The organism is Acetobacterium sp. K1/6, from assembly GCF_034438075.1.
In the GTDB taxonomy this organism is placed as follows: domain Bacteria; phylum Bacillota; class Clostridia; order Eubacteriales; family Eubacteriaceae; genus Acetobacterium; species Acetobacterium carbinolicum.
Map to the genome: position 1 here is coordinate 80,668 of NZ_JAXQGA010000003.1, position 20,074 is coordinate 100,741.

13 protein-coding genes are annotated in these 20,074 nt (G+C 44.7%); 8 read left to right on the forward strand and 5 right to left on the reverse strand.

Features of this window, described 5'->3' with window-relative positions; all coding sequences use genetic code 11:
- Positions 1-154 precede the first annotated feature (154 nt).
- Complete coding sequence (locus U2P91_RS03475; RefSeq protein ID WP_322519008.1) at positions 155-1,621, forward strand: histidine kinase N-terminal 7TM domain-containing protein; 1,467 nt, start codon at positions 155-157, stop codon at positions 1,619-1,621.
- A gap of 77 nt (positions 1,622-1,698) precedes the next feature.
- Here U2P91_RS03475 and U2P91_RS03480 read toward each other — a convergent pair whose 3' ends face one another.
- Complete coding sequence (locus tag U2P91_RS03480; RefSeq protein WP_322519009.1) at positions 1,699-3,675, reverse strand: FAD-dependent oxidoreductase; 1,977 nt, start codon at positions 3,673-3,675, stop codon at positions 1,699-1,701.
- Between the two features lie 36 nt (positions 3,676-3,711).
- Positions 3,712-4,872: an iron-containing alcohol dehydrogenase gene (locus tag U2P91_RS03485; protein ID WP_322519010.1), complete on the reverse strand. Its 1,161-nt coding sequence runs from the start codon at positions 4,870-4,872 to the stop codon at positions 3,712-3,714.
- A gap of 303 nt (positions 4,873-5,175) precedes the next feature.
- Here U2P91_RS03485 and U2P91_RS03490 point away from each other — a divergent pair, with 303 nt between their 5' ends.
- The 5 genes from U2P91_RS03490 to U2P91_RS03510 all read left to right on the forward strand — a co-directional run bounded on the left by U2P91_RS03490 (position 5,176) and on the right by U2P91_RS03510 (position 11,208).
- The gene (locus tag U2P91_RS03490; RefSeq protein ID WP_322519011.1) at positions 5,176-6,726 is read left to right on the forward strand and encodes a PucR family transcriptional regulator; all 1,551 of its coding nucleotides are present in this window, start codon (positions 5,176-5,178) and stop codon (positions 6,724-6,726) included.
- A 24-nt stretch (positions 6,727-6,750) separates the two neighbouring features.
- On the forward strand, positions 6,751-7,557 hold the full coding sequence (fdhD, locus tag U2P91_RS03495; RefSeq protein WP_322519012.1) for a formate dehydrogenase accessory sulfurtransferase FdhD: 807 nt from the start codon (positions 6,751-6,753) through the stop codon (positions 7,555-7,557).
- Positions 7,558-7,643: 86 nt separating this feature from the next.
- Entirely contained in the window at positions 7,644-8,534 is an 891-nt protein-coding gene (locus U2P91_RS03500) for an AraC family transcriptional regulator (protein WP_322519013.1), read from the forward strand.
- Positions 8,527-9,447, forward strand: a complete 921-nt coding sequence (locus U2P91_RS03505) for a DMT family transporter (RefSeq protein ID WP_322519014.1) — start codon at positions 8,527-8,529, stop codon at positions 9,445-9,447. The genes U2P91_RS03500 and U2P91_RS03505 overlap by 8 nt, the downstream gene beginning before the upstream one ends.
- A 129-nt stretch (positions 9,448-9,576) precedes the next feature.
- Positions 9,577-11,208 carry a D-alanyl-D-alanine carboxypeptidase family protein gene (locus tag U2P91_RS03510; RefSeq protein ID WP_322519015.1) on the forward strand — a complete coding sequence of 544 codons (1,632 nt, stop codon included), beginning with the start codon at positions 9,577-9,579 and terminating at the stop codon, positions 11,206-11,208.
- Between the two features lie 93 nt (positions 11,209-11,301).
- Here the strand turns inward: U2P91_RS03510 and U2P91_RS03515 are convergent, their stop codons facing one another.
- Positions 11,302-12,672: a PhoH family protein gene (locus tag U2P91_RS03515; protein ID WP_322519016.1), complete on the reverse strand. Its 1,371-nt coding sequence runs from the start codon at positions 12,670-12,672 to the stop codon at positions 11,302-11,304.
- A 212-nt stretch (positions 12,673-12,884) separates the two neighbouring features.
- Here U2P91_RS03515 and U2P91_RS03520 point away from each other — a divergent pair, with 212 nt between their 5' ends.
- Positions 12,885-15,968, forward strand: a complete 3,084-nt coding sequence (locus tag U2P91_RS03520; RefSeq protein WP_322519017.1) for an EAL domain-containing protein — start codon at positions 12,885-12,887, stop codon at positions 15,966-15,968.
- A gap of 25 nt (positions 15,969-15,993) precedes the next feature.
- On the opposite strand, the gene hydF is transcribed toward U2P91_RS03520, so the two are convergent.
- Together hydF and U2P91_RS03530 are read right to left on the reverse strand one after the other, a co-directional pair.
- Positions 15,994-17,244, reverse strand: coding sequence for a [FeFe] hydrogenase H-cluster maturation GTPase HydF (gene hydF / locus U2P91_RS03525; protein ID WP_204355408.1), 1,251 nt, complete (start codon positions 17,242-17,244; stop codon positions 15,994-15,996).
- 20 nt (positions 17,245-17,264) lie between these two features.
- A complete protein-coding gene (locus U2P91_RS03530; protein ID WP_322519018.1) occupies positions 17,265-18,659 on the reverse strand; it encodes an aspartate ammonia-lyase in 1,395 nt (464 codons plus the stop codon).
- A gap of 400 nt (positions 18,660-19,059) precedes the next feature.
- Here U2P91_RS03530 and U2P91_RS03535 point away from each other — a divergent pair, with 400 nt between their 5' ends.
- Positions 19,060-19,860: a chemotaxis protein CheW gene (locus tag U2P91_RS03535; protein WP_111888772.1), complete on the forward strand. Its 801-nt coding sequence runs from the start codon at positions 19,060-19,062 to the stop codon at positions 19,858-19,860.
- The last annotated feature ends 214 nt before the right edge of the window (positions 19,861-20,074 follow it).

Here is a 20,074-nt window from a genome sequence, read left to right on the forward strand (position 1 = left end):
AAACCACAAAGTTACTCTGTCTGCCCCAGGAGACGGTGCTTGATGGGACCTGGCAACCGCCGACAATTAAAAAGACGGAATAAAATAGCGGGTAGTTGGTGGTGCTTTGGATAACGTCAGTTTTAGACATCGTTTGAATGGAATGGGAGAATAGATGAATGTAGCACTCAGTACGTTATTGATAATTTCATCTCTGGTTCAGGTAATTCTGGGGATAATCGGATTTCGTCATCGGGATATTGCCGGGGTCAAGGCGATTTCACTGTTGATGTTTGCCTTGGCGATTCATAGTTATGCTTATGGAATGGAGTTGCTAAGTTCAGATTTGGCTAGCATCTACAATTGGATTCGGGTCGAGTATATTGGGGCGGCCTTCTATCCGATCCTTATTTTATGGTTTACCAGAACCTATGCTGGCGAGCGGCGATTTGCCAATACCTATGTAATGGCAGTTGTTTTAGGCATTTGTATAATCACCTTTTTTATGGTTCAATCCAATACCACACATTATTTATACTATGCTAATCTGGAGGTGGATACGGAACTTGGATTTAGTGTTTTGGTAACCCAAAAGGGTTTATGGTATAAGATTCAGGTTGCCGCCCTTTATTTTGCAATGGGATACGCAATGGTGGTTCTGATCAATCGGTTACTCAAAACCCGGGGGGTATCGCGAAGGCGAGTTGGTCTGGTTTTGGCAGGAATGGCGATACCAGTGATTACGAGTACGATTTATTTGATGGGATGGGGAATTGGCGAAATTGATCTGCTTCCTTTTTCATTTGTTTTTTTAAGTGTGTTGATTGCCAGTGGCATCTATCGTTACGATATTCTTTTTTTTAGTGAAGTAACCCATGAAATGATTTTGGATACCATTGATGAAGCTGTGATTGTAGTGGATTGTGAGGGCTATATTTTAAAAATGAACCAGGCCACCCGTAGTTTGTTTGGAACCTTGGGACAAATTAAGCTGGGAGACCCAGTTGGACATTTTACAGTGTTGGCGCAGCTTCTTAAAATAAACCAACCGCAGTCGCTATCGATGGGTGATAAGCATTATCAGGTTCGTCTGATTCCGATTGGCAAACGTCATGGGACCATTGTGGTTTTTACCGATGTGACCGAAATAATCGAGGCAAAAAAACAGGTTGAGCTTTTGGCCATTACCGATCAACTCACTAAACTCTATAATCGTCGGCATTTTGTGGATTGTTTTGATCTGCTTAAGCAGGAGGGGATCGTCATGTTATTGGATATTGATCATTTTAAGAATGTCAATGATCAATATGGGCACCCTGCCGGGGATCAGGTTCTTCGTGAAATGGCTCAGTGCTTAAATGAACATTTTTCCGACGGTGTGGTTTGTCGCTATGGCGGCGAAGAGTTTGCTGTCATTATTGAAGGGGAAACCCTTGAAAATGCCAAAAGACGGGGCAATAAATTCAAAGAGGCTTTTCAATTCCGGCAAACCCAAGTTCCTTGTACGGTCTCCATTGGCGTATGCGCTTACGAAAAGGGAAATTATAGCAGTACCATGAATCTGGTTGATAAGCTTTTGTACCAGGCCAAAAATGCCGGGCGAAATGCTCTGGTTTCTGAGGATGCAGCAGTGAAAAATTAGTTATAAAAAATTGGCGAATACCACTAGGGGTATTCGCCAATTTTTAGATAAAAGAAGAATAGTGTGCGATTTAAGTGCTAAACTAAATGATAAGCGGCAACAAAACCGGTTTTTACGGCGTTGGCAATGCGGCCGACTTGGGCGGTATCACCAATCTTTTCGACACGGTCAAAGTTCTTGAGGATTTCATCCGCCAGCGTCTGATCTGCTTTGACACCGAGGGATAGAACCACATGATCAACAGCGAGGTCAATATGTTGGCCATCTGGTTGCTCTAATTTAATGGACTGATCTTCAATTTCAACTAGTTTGTGAGCTGGCATAAAAACAGTGCCGAAGCGCATCAGTCGGGCTTGGACATCGCTGAAACTCTGCCAGCTGGCATCGGGTCCGATGCGATCCGCCATTTCCACCACAAAGACCTCGTTGTCCTGGGTTTCTAAAAGTTCAGCCGTTTCCACCCCAGTCATGCCAGAGCCGATGACAGCTACTTTTTTACCGGTTAAGGTTACCTTCCCGGAAAGAATATCAGAACTGGTACAGACATGGGCTTTTTTAACACCCTTGATCGATTGGGGAACAATGGCTTCGGCACCGGTTCCCACAAAGACGGCATAAGGATCGAGGGCGCTTATGGCATTATGGGTTGCTGGGGTATTGAGGCGGACATCCACACCGAGCTTTGTGAGTTGCGTTTTATAATAATCAATCAGCCAGTTGATTTTATCTTTGTGGGGCGGTTTGTTGCCTAAGCAGAGCTGCCCGCCCAGTTCACTATTTTTCTCAAATAAGACGACCTTGAATTGGCGCTGCGCTAGTTTTCTAGCGGCTTCCATTCCCGCTGGCCCGCCGCCGATTACAACCACTAAACGGCCATCACCATCGCGGCGGTCATCGTTGTAGAACCATTCCCGGGCAGCCCGGGCATTGATGGCACAGGCAAAGGGTTCGCCCTTCATCCCATTTTCAATCATCGAGTCCATACAATTCAGACAGGAAATACAGCGGCGGATCTCATCGACTTGCCCAGCGGCAGCCTTATTGACCCAATCGGGATCGGCCAATAAGCCCCGGGCAATGGTAACCCCGTCGACCCGGCCTTCGGCAATGATTTTTTCGGCAAACTCAGGGTTTCTGATTACACCAACGCCAAAGACCGGTACATCCACCGCTTTTTTAACGGCTTCGGCCAGGTAGATCTTCCAGCCTTCAGCAAAAGAAATCGGCTCCCAGGCCTGATTCATAGTTTCATAAATACCAGCGGAGACATTGATCGCATCCAGACCAAAGGGGACCAGATATTTACAGATTTCTATCGCTTCATCAAGCAGCAGGCCATCTTCGGAAAAGGGGAACATTGATTCCCGCAGAAATTCATCCGCTGAGATCCGCAGCATCACCGGGTAGTCCCGCCCCAGTCGCTTGCGAATACCTTCAATAATTTCTTTAATAACGCGAGCACGGTTTTCGGTGCTGCCACCGTATTCGTCGGTTCGTTTATTCGTCAGCGGTGAAATAAACTGATTGAGCAAGTAACCATGGGCACTGTGGAGTTCAACTCCGTCGATCCCGGCTTTGTAGCAGCGTTCGGCGGCATTGATATAATCCTGAACAAAGCTTTTGATTTCGGCATTGGTCATTTCCCGGCATTCCGACTGTAACATCATGCTTTTGATGCCGCTGGGGGAAATGGTCGCTCGTCCGCCGATCGCCATATTATCGGTTTGGCGGCCGGGATGGTGCAGCTGGATAAAGATGGCACCATCGTAAAAATGAACGGCTCGGGCCAGTTTTGTCAGCCCGGGGATGCAGTCATCGGTGGCTGCCGAGGTTTGCCGCGGCATCATTACACCGGTTTCGTTATTAACCCGGGTGACTTCGGTAATGATCAGGCCAGCGCCGCCTTTGGCGCGCTCGGCATAATAGGCGCATTCGCATTCAGAAACAGTGGCGTTATCATGGGCTGTTCCTGAGCCCATGGCACCCATGACCACCCGGTTTCTAAGTTTTAGGGTGCCAATATTAATTGGTGATAAAAGATTTTCAAATGACATCGTGTTCTCCTTTTTTAATCTTAAAGTGACAGAAAGTTATTGATAAGAATCATAAAGCTTGCCCAGGGATTCGGTGATTACCGCTTCGGTAACCGGAACTGGGCAGAGGAAGCGTAGTCCCTCATTGGCGACATAACTCATGCAGCCAAGAATCTGCTCTCGGGTGAGATCAAGTTCTTTGAAGGTTGGCAGGCCCAGTTCTTTTTGAAAAGCCCGCAGGTGGTTGGCAACTGCCAGACCGATTTCCTGAGGCTCTTTTGATGACACGGTTAGGCCCATACAGGCACCGATTTTTTTAATCTTGTCAGGGTAAACCGGGGCCGTCAGCTCAATAATGACTGGCGTTACCAAGGCACAGGCCACACCGTGGGGAATGTGGTAGGTTGCACCCAGGGAGTGGGCAATAGCATGACCAAGATGGACCATCGCATCATTAAAGGCAATGCCGGCATGGTTGCTGGCCAGGGCCAGGTTTTCCCGGGCTTCCAGATTCATGGGCTCATCGGCGGCCACCGGCAACCACTTATAAATACGCTCAATGGTGTCATAGCAAAGTACATCAGAATGGGGATTGGGTTGAATACTGGTCAGGGCTTCACATACATGAGACAAGGCATCCATACCAGTATAAAGGGTGATTGCTTTCGGCATACCCAGGGTTAATTCCGGATCGACAATGGCAAAGCTGGGTGGTGAAGGGACGCCGATTTTTTCATGGGTTGTTGTGTCACTGATGACGGCAACAAAGGTGCTTTCTGATCCGGTACCGGAAGTGGTAGGGATTAAAATCAGTTTCATCGATGGATTTGCAAGCGGCATCATTTTTCGGGTGTAATCGAGCATTTCGGCGACGTTTATATCATTTGCGGCGAGGGCACTGATGCCCTTGGCGGTATCCAGAACGCTGCCACCACCGATACCTATGATACCATCGACGGCTTCGCCTTTGGCAAGAGCGGCCCCGGCTTGAACAGAGTAATCCGGTGCGTCCATTTCACTGCGGTTAAATAAAACCATCTCAATACCAGCGGCCACTAAACTGTCGACTACTTTTTGAATATGACCCAATTTTTCAACGTTTTCATCGGTTACAACTAAAACCTTACAGAATCCCAGTTCTTTTGCCACATCTCCAGTTGTGCTCACGGCACCTGCTCCGAAAGCGACCGGACATAATTGCGTGTATCGTTGTACCATCTCAAATCCTCCTTGATTTTGTTAAAGACATGTCAGTCCTATTTTGTTATCAGTATATCAGTTGCAAGCGTTTTCGTCTTTGTGAGCGTTTGAGATTTTAGTGATCGGAAAGAAGTCTGACGACAAAGGAAACTTGTAAAAACTGACAAGAAGCAGATGGTGAAATTGTAAAAGATTACAAAGAGGTGGTTGGGATCAATGGATACGACCAGGGTTAAAGGTTTTTATTTAAGACCTTAATGTACAGGGATTTGACCTCGTGATATAATGGGTTAAATTCGAAAAGATAGTAAGGTGGTTCTGATGGCAGTAACTCTTAAAAAAATTATTTCGGTCTTGAATGGGCGTTCCCTTAAAATGATCAGTAGTGGCGACGGCGAAAACATTGAGATTAAAGGCGTTGACTATTTTACGGAGCAGCTCACAGATTTATCGCCTGACGAGGTCTATGTTCTAAAAGGGTCAGAAATTTACCGACGGCCACTGGGGAATAAGAATTACTTTATCATCATTGAGAATGAGCCGCTGGACGAAAAACAACTCCGCGAAAACAATGCCATTCTGGTCGATAAAGAGTGGGAACCGGAACGTGTGGTCAGACAGATAAGACAATTATTTGAGGATCAGTATCGGGTTGGTGACAGCTCAATAAAAATTCTAAAGGCTTGCCAGAAAGGCGCAACCATCCAGCAACTACTCGATCTGGGCTACCAGATGCTTTGTAATCCGTTACTTCTGGTGGACGTTTCACTTTGTTTTATTGCCCATTCCGGAGGTAATAACATTGAAAATGAACCGCTCTGGGAATGGACCCTTTCTAAGGGATATGTCAATAAAGAGTACGCCCGCTCAGTGATGACCGACGACTCTCAAACGGACATGCTTGAGGGGGATACGGTGCTGGTCATCTGGGAAACCGGTCTGTTAAACCATCGCCAATTGGTTGGCCGGGTTTTAGACAATAATCGCCCGCTGGCATATCTCAAACTGTTGGAATATCATCATCCGATTAGCGAAAGTGATGAGGAAATTTTAATTATGCTGTGTCATGCGGTGGCCATGACGATGGCGCACATAAGTGGTAGCAGTCATGTCGCAAGTTCACTTAGTGATACCTTCTTGATTGCCCTTTTGAATCAGAAAATGTATGATCACAGGGCCATTGAGGAACGGGAAAGAATCTATGGGTTGAAGCTCTATAAAAATCTCTTCGCTCTGGTCATTCGCATTGATAATCGCCAGAATACCAACGATCGCCTGTATTATTTAAAACGGATCTATCAGAATTTCTTTAATCGTCAAACGGTGATCATTTACAATGGACAATTGGTGATTTTGCTTGACACGATGACCGAAGAAATCCAGAATGAACGGGAAATGGCTTCTTTTGAGAGTTTACTGGAAGAAAATGACTGTACTGCCGGGATCAGCAAAATATTTTATCATCTTTATGATTTTTGTGAACACTATAAACAGGCGCACAACGCGCTGAATTTAGGGGATCAGCTAAAGAAGCCGGGTCGAATCAGAAGTTATGACGAACTGATTATTCCCCATATGATCCTCAGCTTCAGAGGTGAGACAAACATTAAGAATTTAATCCATCCGGTGGTAAGAGCACTAAAAGAATTGGATGAGAAAAAAGGCAGCAGTTTTTTAAAAACCCTGGTTGCCTATATAAATCATAATCAGGACACCACCCTGACGGCTAAAAGTCTGCATATTCACTATAATACCCTGAAATATCGGATTAATCGGATCATTGAAATAACCGATCTTGATTTATCTGACAGTGAAACCTTGTTTAAGATTCAACTTTCCGTGAAAGTGGATGATATACTCGATTGTATATAGTAAAAAAGTGGAGAAAGAAGCGCGATGAAAATAATCAATGAAACCCACAGTTTAAATTTAAAAGAAGATTTTTCAATCGAACGATTACGGCTACAGGCAGATCATCAGTTGATCGGTGAAAAAATGACTGATCTGGTGATTGTAGAACATCATCTAAACGCCTATATCAACGATCAATTGGCCTTTAAGCTGGTTTGCACGCCAGAAAAACTGGATGCCCTGGTGATGGGGTTTCTCCTCAGTGAGGGCTACATTGAAAACTTTGCTGAAATTGAATTTATTTATGTCTGCGAAAGTGGGGAGCGCGTTAAGGTCCAGCTAAACAAACCGCTGGTATTACCAGAAATTAGCCATGACACTGGCAGCAACTCGATTTCTTGTGGCAATAACCAAAAAATCCGTCAGGCTGCTTATAAAAAAAGCCTACTTCCCTTGCCGGTCCATGACTGGTCCCACGAAACAGTGTTGATGCTGGCTAATGCCTGTAACCAAAATGCCGGACTATTTGCCGAAACCGGCGGAACCCACTGCTGTGCCATGAGCATAGCCGGTGAGATTGCTTTTATCTGTGAAGATATTGGCCGCCACAATGCGGTGGATAAAGCCATCGGCCAGGCCGTAATGGCAGAACAAAACCTTGGTGAGGCGATCCTCTTTACCACCGGTCGGATTCCCTCGGATATGGTCATAAAAGCGATCAGAAGCCGAATTCCGGTGATTGCTTCTCATTCAGCCCCCACCGATGAAGCTGTTTTACTGGCCCGCCAGTTTAATCTCACCCTGATTGGCTTTGTCAGAGGCAAAAGAATGAACCTTTACGCAGGAAAGTAATTTCCTGTTTTTTTTCGTAACTGCAATATCATCCAAGAGATTAAATCAGATCAATGTTACACTGGGATAGAAACGGAGGTAGCGTGATGAAACACCATGAAGAACGGATCGTGCGTTATGATCACACCCTGAAAATAGAAGCCTTTCGACTAAAAGGCATTATTCAAAAATTCCCCAATCACTTTCATGAGCATTATGTGATTGGCTTTATTGAAAGTGGACAGCGAAAACTGTCCTGTAAGAACAAAGAATACCGGGTCGGTCCGGGAGATTTATTACTTTTTAATCCCTACGACAACCATTTTTGCGAACAAATTGATGAAACCCCCCTGGACTACCGGTGTATCAACATCAAACCGGAAATAATGAGGGACGTGGTCTTAGAAATTACCGGGAAGCAGGATACGCTTTATTTTAAACAGCCGGTGGTATGTCGGTGCGAGCAGGTAAAGGCACTAGCGGAACTGCATCAAATGTTGATGCTGGAAGAAAAAGAATTTAACAAGGACGAAGCCTTTCTATTTTTGATTGAACAACTGGTGGAAGAATATGGAAACTGGGAATCAGATCGTGATCGGGTGGAAATCAATGAAGACATTGAAACGATCTGTGATTACCTGGAAGAACATTTTAAGGAGCGGATCTCATTAGATGATTTATGTGCCTTAATCGGATGCGGCAAATATTATCTGGTACGGGCGTTTACAAAAACAAAGGGAATCACACCCTATCGATATCTGGAGACAGTACGCATCAATCAGGCTAAGCACTTGCTGGAAAATGGGGTGGAACCGATTGAAATAGCCCACCAGACGGGCTTTTCGGATCAGAGTCACTTCTCCAATTTTTTCAAAGAATTTATCGGAATTACCCCCAAACAATATCAGAAAATTTTTATCCCGAATACTTTACAAACCCTAATTCAAAAATCTGGAAAGGTAAAGATGGGGACGAAGGGAGTAAAAATTGATGCGTGAACACCGACTGAGTGGCCATCTGGCTGCGGCGTTTACCATTTTTATCTGGGGGATAACCTTTGTTTCGACAAAGATTTTACTCGATGTCTTTACGCCCATCGAGATTCTGGTTTTTCGATTCGCCATTGGGTATATCGCCCTGACCCTTGTCTATCCGCAACGAATGGGCATTCGCAGCAGGTCTGAGGAAGTTCTTTTGATGGGCGCCGGTCTGTGTGGGGTAACGCTTTATTTTCTGCTTGAAAACATTGCCCTCACCTATACCTATGCATCCAACGTCGGGGTGATTATTTCGATTGCGCCCTTTTTCACGGCTATTTTGGCCCATTTGTTTTTGGCTGGCGAAAAACTGAGCCTGAATTTTTTCATCGGCTTTATTGCTGCCATCATGGGAATTTTTCTGATCAGCTTTAATGGGATCATGGTGCTGCAACTCAATCCCATTGGTGATTTGCTGGCGGTACTGGCGGCCGGGGTGTGGGCAGTTTATTCGGTGCTCACCAGGAAGATAAGTGGTTTTGGTTATCACCCCATTCAAACCACCCGGCGGATCTTTTTTTACGGGATATTATTTATGATGCCAGCCCTGCCTTTTTTTAATTTCAATTGGAGTTTTAAACCATTTGCCCAGCCGGTTTATCTTATTAATATGTTATTTTTGGGATTACTGGCGTCAGCACTTTGCTTTGTCACCTGGAGTCTCGCAGTCAAGCGGCTGGGTGCCACGAAGACCGCAGTTTATATTTATCTGGTGCCGGTAATCACCGTGGCAACATCGGTGATTGTCTTGCAGGAAAGACTTACCGGAATGGCTGTTCTGGGCATTACACTGACACTATTGGGATTGTTCATTTCAGAAAAGCAGAGCGCCCCGGGTAAAAGCACGAGCGAACAACCCGAAAAGAGCAGCTAAAAAGTCCAGCAGACATGATTCAAGTAAAAAACAAATTATCTGACCATTCTCATGATTTATGATAGAATAAATTATGAGAATGTTTTTTTATGAGATGACATGTGATCGATAAAAGAAAGGTTGAATGAAATGTTAAAATTAAGGTCAATTAGAATCGTATGGATTGGTTTATTCTGTCTGGCTTTATTAATGGGGATGACGCCGCTGTTAAGTAGCGTTAAAGCGGAGGATCGTACGGCGCATGATGAAAACGCTATCAATTCGGATTCGCAGGGTCAGGCGACGACTTCGGAGCCCGCGGCAAGTGCTACGATAGGCTGTTCCTATCGCACCCATGTCCAGAATGTCGGATGGCAGAGTTTTGTCAGCAATGGCGTGATGAGTGGAACAGAAGGTCAGGGACTTCGTTTAGAGGGGATTGAAGTGAAGCTGGAAAATGTCACCGCGGATGTGGGGGTGGAATATACCACCCATGTGGAGAATATCGGTTGGCAGAATTATGTAAAAAATGGGTCCATGAGCGGGACCTCCGGTCAGGCCCTTCGCCTGGAAGCCATCAAAATTCGACTGACCGGGGTTGATGCTGCGAATTACGATCTTTACTATCAGGTTCACGCCCAGAATTTTGGTTGGCTGGATTGGGCCAAAAATGGTAGCAGTGCCGGAACCGAAGGATTTGGCTTTCGGCTGGAGGGGATTAAAATCATGGTTGTTCCGAAAGGTGATCCGGCACCGGGTGCAACAGACCGTCCGTTTGTCACCACAAATCTTCAAATGACCTATCAGACCCATATCCAGAACATTGGTTGGGAGGGCTTTAAACAAAATGGTGAATTAAGCGGAACCACCGGCCAGAATCTTCGCCTGGAAGCGATTGAAATTAAAAATGATAATTCTGAAAGTAATGTCGGGATAAAATATCAAACCCATGTCCAGAATGTCGGCTGGCAGGGCTTCAAACAGGACGGCGAAATGAGTGGGACTTCGAATCAGGGTCTCCGTCTGGAGGGCATTCAAATCCAGTTGACCGGTGCCAATGTCGATCTTTTTGAAGTTTATTACGCCGCCTATGTGGAAGGTTTTGGATGGATGCCCTGGGTGATGAATGGCGAAAGTGCGGGAACCGAAGGTCTGGGCCTGAGATTGGAGGGGATTCGGATTCTGGTCCAACTAAAAGGATCAGGTGGCCCCAAAAATTTAGAAAATGCCTTGGGTTCGATGACCCAGTTGGTTAATAAAAATCACAGTCTCTCCCAGGATTATGTTCCGGATGATCTGGTCTGGGTTAGTTTGCCATCCACCCGGGATACCCAGCTCCGGGCTGAGGCCGCCCAGCATTTAATAAAGCTCTTTAATGGCGCCAGTGCTCAAGGATTAACCCTCTACTGTTCTTCCGGGTATCGCTCCTATGCGACCCAGGCATCCCTTTATCAATGGCATCTGGAGACGTATGGGGTGGCCGGGGCGGAACTGCTCAGTGCCCGGCCGGGAATGAGTGAGCATCAATTGGGACTCGCCATGGATGTCACATCGGCAACCGTTTCCTTTGATCTGGTGGAAGGCTTTGGTGCCACAGCAGAAGGTCAGTTTGTCAGAGACCACGCCCATGAATATGGGTTTATTGTTCGCTATCCCCAGGGAAAAACCCATATTACCGGGTATGCTTACGAACCTTGGCATCTCCGCTACCTGGGTGTTCCGGTGGCAACCACCATTTACAACAGTGGCAAAACGATGGAAGAGTTTTATGGGATTTATTAAAAAAAACGAGCCGGTCATTTTCGGTTAAATAATAAGGGAGGTGAGGTAGTCAACGCTTGACTACCTCACCTCCCGTTTTTTACAGCTGTTGTTTTACATGCGTTGGGTTGCATCAAATGCTAGTGCCGAACGTAAACACTCATCAGTATGCATGGTCAATTGGAAACACAGGGGACTGCCCTTCATTCGGTCAGAAGCATAGCTTAAACCATTGGTTTTTTCATCCAGTAAAGGGTGGTCGATCTGTTGTGGGTCACCGAGTAAAATCACTTTGGTACCCTTGCCGACACGGGTTATAATTCCTTTAACTTGTTTGGGGGTGAGGTTCTGGGCTTCATCGATAATCAGGTAGGTGTGAGTAATGGAGCGGCCCCGGATGAAATTCATCGCTTCGGCGGTAATAATGCCGCGTTCAAAAAGCTCTTCAATTTTTTTTCGCATTTCGATTTCATTCTGGAACCGGGATTTGTCACTGCGATCCATCAGAACTTCCAGATTATCAATAATGGGGCGGAGAAGCGGAGCAATTTTCTCCTGCTCATTGCCGGGAAGAAAGCCAATTTCATCATCAAATTGAACATTGGGTCGGGTTACTAATATCTTGCGATAGCCCGTAAAATCCGGGTCTAAGGTTTGATGGAGACCGACAGCCAGAGAATAGAAGGTTTTCGCCGTTCCAGCAGTGCCCTTCACAATGACCAGTGGTGCGGTTTCGGCGTCCTGCATCAGGGCTTCCTGTAAAAAACGCTGGCCGACATTTTTAGGTTTTACCCCAAAAGGTTCCTGATTCTGGCTTTTTAAACCAACAATCTTTTTGCCGTTATATCGGCCAAGAAGGGTTTTTCTTTCATTGATATCAGAATGGATAATAAAAAACTGATTATATTCAGGGACAACAGCCGTTTTATTTTTATGGGCATCCAGATAATATAAATTTTCAATGGCGATTCCTTTTTTCTTTAAATCTTCCATTTTTTCGTCTGGGACATACACTTCCATGCGTCCGGTGTATTGGTCCTGCAAAAGAGGGGATTGTTCGGCGGTGAAATCCTCGGTGGGGATCGAAAGCATCTGGGACTTTAAGCGGAGGAGAATATCTTTTGTGATTAGAGTTACCGGCTCGTCCTGATTAATGAGACCCTTGCAGACTTTTAAAATCCGGTTATCATTGGAGTTGCTTTGAAAACCATAAGGAAGATCAATTGAAGCGAAATTTGCTTCGATCTTAACTGTTCCGCCATTGTCCAGACTGACGCCTTCAAACAAATTACCTCTTTGTCGCAATTGCTCCAAAAAGCGGATGGACTGTCGGGAGTTGGCGCCCCGCTCACCGTCCTCGTTTTTAAGTTTGTCCAAATCTTCCAGCACGGCAATGGGCAGCACAATTCGGTTATCCTCGAAGGCGAACAGCGCATGGGGGGATTGAATCAATACATTGGTATCAAGTACATACGTTTTTGGCATAAAAAACCTCCATAAAATCTATTTTATGTTTTGCAGTTTCAAGTTGAGTGTACACCAAAAAATCACGAAGAAGGTTTGGAACATGTTAAATATTTAAGACCAAGTCAGATGAGCAGATATTTGAAAGATTAGAAAATTTATGGGTATGAATCAAAAATACAGCGACATCTTAATTCTTGTGATCAAAATCTTGTCATAGGAAAGGAGCAATTGTGGAAGCATTACCATTACTGATTTCGTTTATATTTTTCATGCTTGGTTGCAGCTATGGTTTTTTTGGCAGCTATGTTGTTTTGAATAATTCAAAAGAAAAAAGTTATCGACTTTTTTTTGTATTGTGTACTTTTATGAGTGTCTGGGCTATTGGTTTTGCTCTGGCTGTTTCGGCTCCGGATCATGAGACCTGTTTATTCTGGCGGCGGGTTTCGGCATTGGGCTGGGGAACCTTTCCGGGAATTCTCCTGCATTATTTGTTAATTCTGACCCACCGGAATAAGTTGTTAAAACAGGGGTGGCTTTATTTTCTGATCTATATACCGGCGGCAGTGATAATTTACGTTTTTGCGCTGTCCCGGAACTTAGCCATTATTCAGTATAACTTAGTAAGTACGTCCTTTGGCTGGATCAATCATTTGGGAAATAATGTCTGGGATCAGTTTTATAACCTATACTACTTTGGCTGCATCCTGGTGGGGCTGGTGCTATTAGCTGACTGGACAAAAAACACCCAAAATCAGCACAATAAAAAACAGGGACGATTTATCTTGCTGTGTTTTTTCGTTTCGCTTGGAGTAGGCATTATTTTAGAGGTGTTTAGTCAACTATTTTTGACCATCGCTGTTTTTCAGTTGATTCCAAATATCATGTACATCGTGACGCCTGGTATTTTTTATTCAATAAAAAAATACGGATGGGTGAAAATGAAGGCATTTAGCAAGGACGAAATAATTTTAAATACAGCTTCACGTAAAAAAATCTATGATTATCTGACCGGGGCCTTTATTGCGGGCAGCTTTTTAAATATCATTTCTCAGTATTTTTTGGAAAAACGCGGCGATCTCACGGTAATTTTGCAATTCAGCAGCCTGCTTTTGATTATCGGACTGGCCGTTCAGATCATTCAACGGATGGCGATAGTGAAGAAATATCAGAATAAGATTATTCTGGCGATTCTGGTAGCTGTCATTCCGGTGATTACGCTCCGGTTTATCAGTTCAGCCAGTATGACGATCTGGGCATTTCCATTTATCCTGATTTTGATTGCCCTTGTATTTAACAATCGTATTGCCATCGTCGGGATTACCGTATCAATATTTTTAACTCAGATTCTGGTTTTTATCATCAATCCCCAGGTGATTGTGAATATTGATAGCAAGGATCATATCGTTAGAATCGGTCTGTTTGGCATCGGGATTTGGGTCGCCTTTTTTGTCAACGATTTATACGTTAAGCGTTTGAAGGAGAATACTGAACAAATTAAGATTCAAAAAATGGTCGCCCAGGTATCTACCGATTTTTTGAATGTTAATAAAGAAAATTTTGATGTGATAACCGATAAATGGTTGGCTAAAAGCGGGGATATTTTTGACGTAGATCGGGCCTGCCGATGCTTTTTTAGTGAGGATAAAAAAAGGTTCAACTGCAAGAGTGAGTGGCGAAGAGAAGGGCTTGGGTCTCACAAAAAAAAACATCAGGATATGGCCGTAGCGGATGCTCCGGACTGGATTAGTGAAATATTAGCCAATAAAGTCGCTTATCGTTTTGATAAAGAAAGTAAGCCGGGAGAAAAAAATGACGATGATCAGGATTTACACTATTGCAGCAATGTGACCATAGCCATCCCCATTGCCTACAAGGGCGATGTCCGGGGGTTTTTGGCCTTTAGTATCGATAAAGAAGAGAAAACGATTAGCGACAAGCATAAGGATCTACTGGAAATTATCGCCAATCTTTTAGCTGACGCGATGTTAAAGATTGAGTCAGAAAAAGAGATTGCCTATCTCGCCTACTATGATCAGCTAACGGGAAGGCCTAACCGGTTACTCTTTGGGGAACGTGTTGCAGAGCAAATTGAAATAGCCCAAAAAACAGAAAAAATGATCGGAATCATCTATTTGGATATTGATAGCTTTAAAACCGTCAATGATATCATGGGCCATGAGGGCAGCAGTGAGCTTTTGGTTCAGGTTAGTCAGAAGTTGGTCCGATCAATAAAGCAAACCGATACGGTTTGTCGTTTTGAGGGAGACGGATTTTTAATCATGCTAAGTAATATTTCCCGCGAAAAGGAGGTCGTAAAGGTAACCAGCCGGATGACCGGTTTATTTAAGCATGCCTTTATCGTCAATGGCCAGGAATTCTATATCTCTGCTAATGCCGGTGTTGCGATTTATCCGAAGGATGGAGAAACGACGGAAGAATTGATAAAAAATGCCGATATTGCCATGTATAAGGCGAAAGAAAAGGGAAAAAACAATTATGTATTATGTTCATTACTGATTAAAGAAGAAGTGAAGTTAAGAAATAAGCTCACCAGCAATTTGTATTATGCCTTGGAAAATAAGGAATTGCAGGTTTACTATCAACCACAGGTTTGTTTGCAAACCGGAAAGATCGTCGCCGTCGAGGCATTGCTGAGATGGAATCATCCTGAATTGGGGATAATTCTACCCAAGGTGATCATTCCTCTGGCCGAACAAACGGGGCTAATTAATCCCATTGGCGAATGGGTGTTAAAAACAGGATGCAGTCAAAATAAAGCTTGGCAGGACAGTGGTCTGCCTCAGGTACGGATCGCTGTTAACATCTCAGCTAGCCAATTTGGAAATCCGATGCTGATTGGCATGATTAAAAAGATTCTAAAAAAAGCCGATTTAAAACCGAAGCATCTGGAATTGGAGCTGACCGAAAACATTGCCATCAACAAATCTAGCTATGTTATTTGTATATTAAGCGAGCTAAAAAAGCTGGGGGTATATCTTTCCATTGATGATTTCGGCACCGAATACTCATCTTTGAGCCGATTAAAAGGACTTCCCGTTGACCAGCTGAAAATTGATAAGCAGTTTATTGATGGCGTCGTCGGAAATGAAAAAGATCAGGCGATCGTCAATACAATTATCCAGCTGGCTAAAAATCTGGGAATAAATGTAATTGCCGAAGGAGCTGAAACCGAAGAACAGGTTAATTTTCTAAAAGAAAATCAGTGTGACACGATACAGGGCTTCTATTACTATCATCCATTGCCGGCAGATGAGATGGCAGCGGTGCTGCGACAAAATGGGTCGACATCCTGATTAAGGCATCAGGATGTCGGTTTATTCAGTTTAACTGATTTTCTTCCAAGGCCAGTTTGGCGGCCGGGAAGGGCTCCAGAGCTCGGCTTAAGATGCCCTGTACATAGGCAATCAGCATCCCGTAGTTGGTGATGTGAACCCCTTTATTTCTGGCGGTGTGAACCCGGTACTGCATTTCCCGGCGGTTGAGCATACAGCCGCCGCAGTGGACAATAACCGCATATTCGCCAATATCCTTGGGATAATGAGCGCCCGAAGCCCAGTGAAATTCAATATCACAGCCGGTAATCTGGCGGATCCAGCGAGGGATTTTGACCTTGCCAATATCATCGGCCTGGCGGTGATGGGTACAGCCTTCGACGATCAGCACCTTATCCCCGGGGGCTAATTGTTCAATCCGTTTGATCCCCTTAACCATTTCGGCCAGATCCGTTTTTTGGCGGGCAAACAGGATCGAAAAGGAGGTCAGCGGTATATCGGCTGGGGTGTCGGCCGAGACCTTCAGAAAGGCCTGGGAATCAGTGATGACAAGAGCTGGAGGCTTAGCCAGGTTTTCCAGGGTGTGTTTTAGCTCGTGTTCCTTGGTGATCATGGCCACCGCATCTTTTTCAAGGATGTCCCGGATGGTTTGCTGCTGGGGCAGAATCAGTCGGCCTTTGGGAGCGGATTTGTCGATCGGGGTAACCAGTACCACCATATCACCGGATTCGATCAGATCCCCAACCAGCGCTGGTTCGACATCTTCATAGTTGGCGTGGTCGATGATCATTTGCTTAACGGCTTTAATCCCGCTACCATTATAAACACTGGTAAAGGATAAGGGGATTTTAAGTGTTTTTTTCAAAGCTTCAATTTCTTCAGGAGCAGGACAACCCTTATCGGCTTTATTAAGCACAAAAACGCTGGGGATTTTTCGCTTAATTAACTGGTCAATAAATTCTTCTTCAAATTCAGTAATGCCGGTTTCAATATCAGCGACCACAATGGCAAAATGACATTTCCTGAGCACCTCGTAGGTTTTTTCAATTCGCAACATCCCCAGTTCTCCGGTGTCGTCCAGACCGGCGGTGTCAATAAAGACGACCGGGCCAATCGGCAGCAGTTCCATGGTTTTGTAAACCGGGTCAGTGGTGGTTCCGGCCACATCCGAAATAACCGCCACCGATTGGTCGGTGAGGGCATTGATCAGCGAAGACTTTCCAGCATTTCGTTTGCCAAAAAGACCAATCGCCATCCGGCTGGACATGGGGGTTTCATTCATGCTATTCACATTCATAACTTTTTATTTCCTTTCGATCAGTGCTTTTTATCTGTACTGGGTGAGGTCAGTCGTTCCGGTTTTAAAAGGGCCTCGAGTTCAGCCGCGGTCATCCAATTTTTTTCAAGGATAATATCGCGAATGGATTGTCCCGTTTCTTTTAATATCAGGGCCGCTTCGGTGCCCTTGTCATACCCGAGAATGGGCGTGAGGGCAGTGAGCATCACGGTACTGTTTTCCAGATGTTCCCGACAGGTTTGCGTGTTGGCGGTGATTCCCTCAATGCAGCGTTTAATAAAGATCGGCAGGGTGTGATCGAGCAGATTAAGTTCTTCAAACAGATTTTTGGCAATCACTGGCAGGAAGGCATTGAGTTCTAATTGCCCCGACATGGCGGCCAGAGTAATCGCGGTGTCATTGGCGATAATCTGAAAGGCCACCTGATTGACAGCCTCAGGAATGACCGGATTGACCTTTCCCGGCATAATTGAAGACCCGGCCTGCGCTGCGGGTAAGGTGATTTCACCAATGCCGGTGTAAGGGCCCGAGGAAAGCAGTCGCAGATCATTGGCAATTTTGGACAGGTTGACGGCGGCGGTTTTTAACAGGCCGGAAACTTCCACAAAGACATCGCAGTTCTGGGTCGGATCCATCATGTAATCGGTCCGGGCCAGGCTGATGCCGGTGAGATCCCGGAGTTTTTCAATCATCGTAAAGATGTAAGAACGGGGCGCATTTAATCCGGTGCCTACGGCAGTACCACCGATGTTTACCTGCCTGAGTCGTTCTTCGGCTTTGTAAAGTCGCCAGCGATCCCGGGAAATAGCCTGAGCCCAGGCGCCAAACTCCTGGCCCAGGGTTACCGGTACCGCATCCTGAAGCTGAGTCCGTCCGGCTTTGATGACCCGGGAGAATTCTTCTTCTTTTTCCTGGAGCGCTGATTGCAGGTTGGCAAAGGATTCAGCCACCGGCTTTAACAGTCGGATGGCGGCAATCCGTACCGCCGTTGGAAAGACATCATTGGTGGATTGGTGAAGATTGACATGATCCAGGGGATGAATCAAATGATAATCCCCTTTTTGTCCGCCCAGGCGCTCAATGGCCCGGTTGGCAATCACCTCGTTGACATTCATATTGGCAGAGGTGCCGGCGCCCCCCTGCATACAATCCACGACAAACTGGCTTCGCAGCGCGCCGGCTAGGATCTCGTCACAGGCTGCCGTGATGGCTTCGCCCTTTTTTGCATCCAGGGCACCAATGCTAATATTGGTAAGGGCTGCCGCTTTCTTGATCACCACCAGGGCTTCCACTAACTCTTTATGAATGGGAATGCCGGTGATAGAAAAATTTTCCCGGGCCCGAACGGTATGGATGCCGTAGTAAGCATCAACGGGCACGTCCCGTTGGCCCAATAAATCGTGTTCTGTTCGCATTTTTTTCCTCATTTCAACAAAATCAAAGATAAAAAAACTCTCTTTCCGAAAAAAGGACGGAAAGAGAGCGTAATAGCATTAGGATGTTTATTAAAATAAAATATAAAAAATATTAAATCAAATAAACTTGCCAATTTCGCACCTTTCCGGTCAGAAAAATCTTTTCGGTCAGGATAATAGCAACAATATAACGTTTTCAGTTTAATAAGGCAATCTTAGCATTGTTTGGTGGGTTTGTCAAAGTCGGGTTAGGGTATTATTTTGCAATAGCGACAGCGGTGTTTTTTTCTTAAAATTAACAATCTTTTTTCTTGACTATTTAAGCAGGTTTAACTAACATAGAGTTTAACGAGTTTGTAATAAACATTTAATCAACACAATATAAATCGGGAGGCCTGCAATGAGTGAATTAGAGACAACAACATACCCATGGGCGCTTTTTAATCTGGAACAGAGTGTCTATGGTGTGTCCAGTCAGTACATTCAATCCATTTTTATTATCGAAAATTTAATTCGGATGCCAGGTATGTCCGACTACATGAAGGGAGCAGTTAATTTACGGGGGAGAATTGTACCAATTATTGATACCCGGAAATTTTACGGTCTGCCGACAGTAGAAGAGGAAATTGCAAAATTAAAAATGCTAATGAAAACCCGAAAGGAAGATCATATCAACTGGCTTAATGAACTGGAAAACTCCGTTTTGGAAAAGCGTGAGTTTAAGCTAACCACAGATCCGCATGCCTGTGCCTTTGGCAAATGGTATGATCACTTCGAAACGAATGACCTGACCTTAAATCATTTGTTGAAAAAATTTGACGCGCCACATAAACAAATACATGCCGTGGGGGTTGAGGTTCGAAACCTTGTTGATAAGGGCGAATATGACAAAGCTTCGGAAACCATTAACAAAGCCAAAAACCGCGAATTAAAAAAAATGATTAACCTTTTTAATTCGTTATGTAGGGAATATTCAGATACCAAACGGGAAGTTGTCATTGTTCTTGAAGATTCCACAGGTAGCAAAGAAATCGGACTGACTGTAGATGAGGTATTTGCTATCGAACCGATTGAAGAAGATCGGGAAACCACCTTGGATTCGGTGACCCATCAATCTCACGAAAGTTTATTTTTAGGGAAGCGTTCCAAGGACGGCTCGCCAGTATTTATTTTAGATGAGCAATATTTCCTGAACTTATAAAAGTTCAGCTAAAAACCGTAATCTTAGAGTTAATGCTTAAAAAAAGACGTGCTAAAATATAATTACAAAAAAAAGAAGGTGAGGAAAACGCGCCTTCTTTTTTTTGTGTTTAATAAATCGAGAAAGGATAACAGTCTTTAAAATTAAGAAGGTTTAAGAGACGTATAATCACTTGGAAGGGCCGTGCTTATTTAGCAGCGAAGAAAAAAAGTGT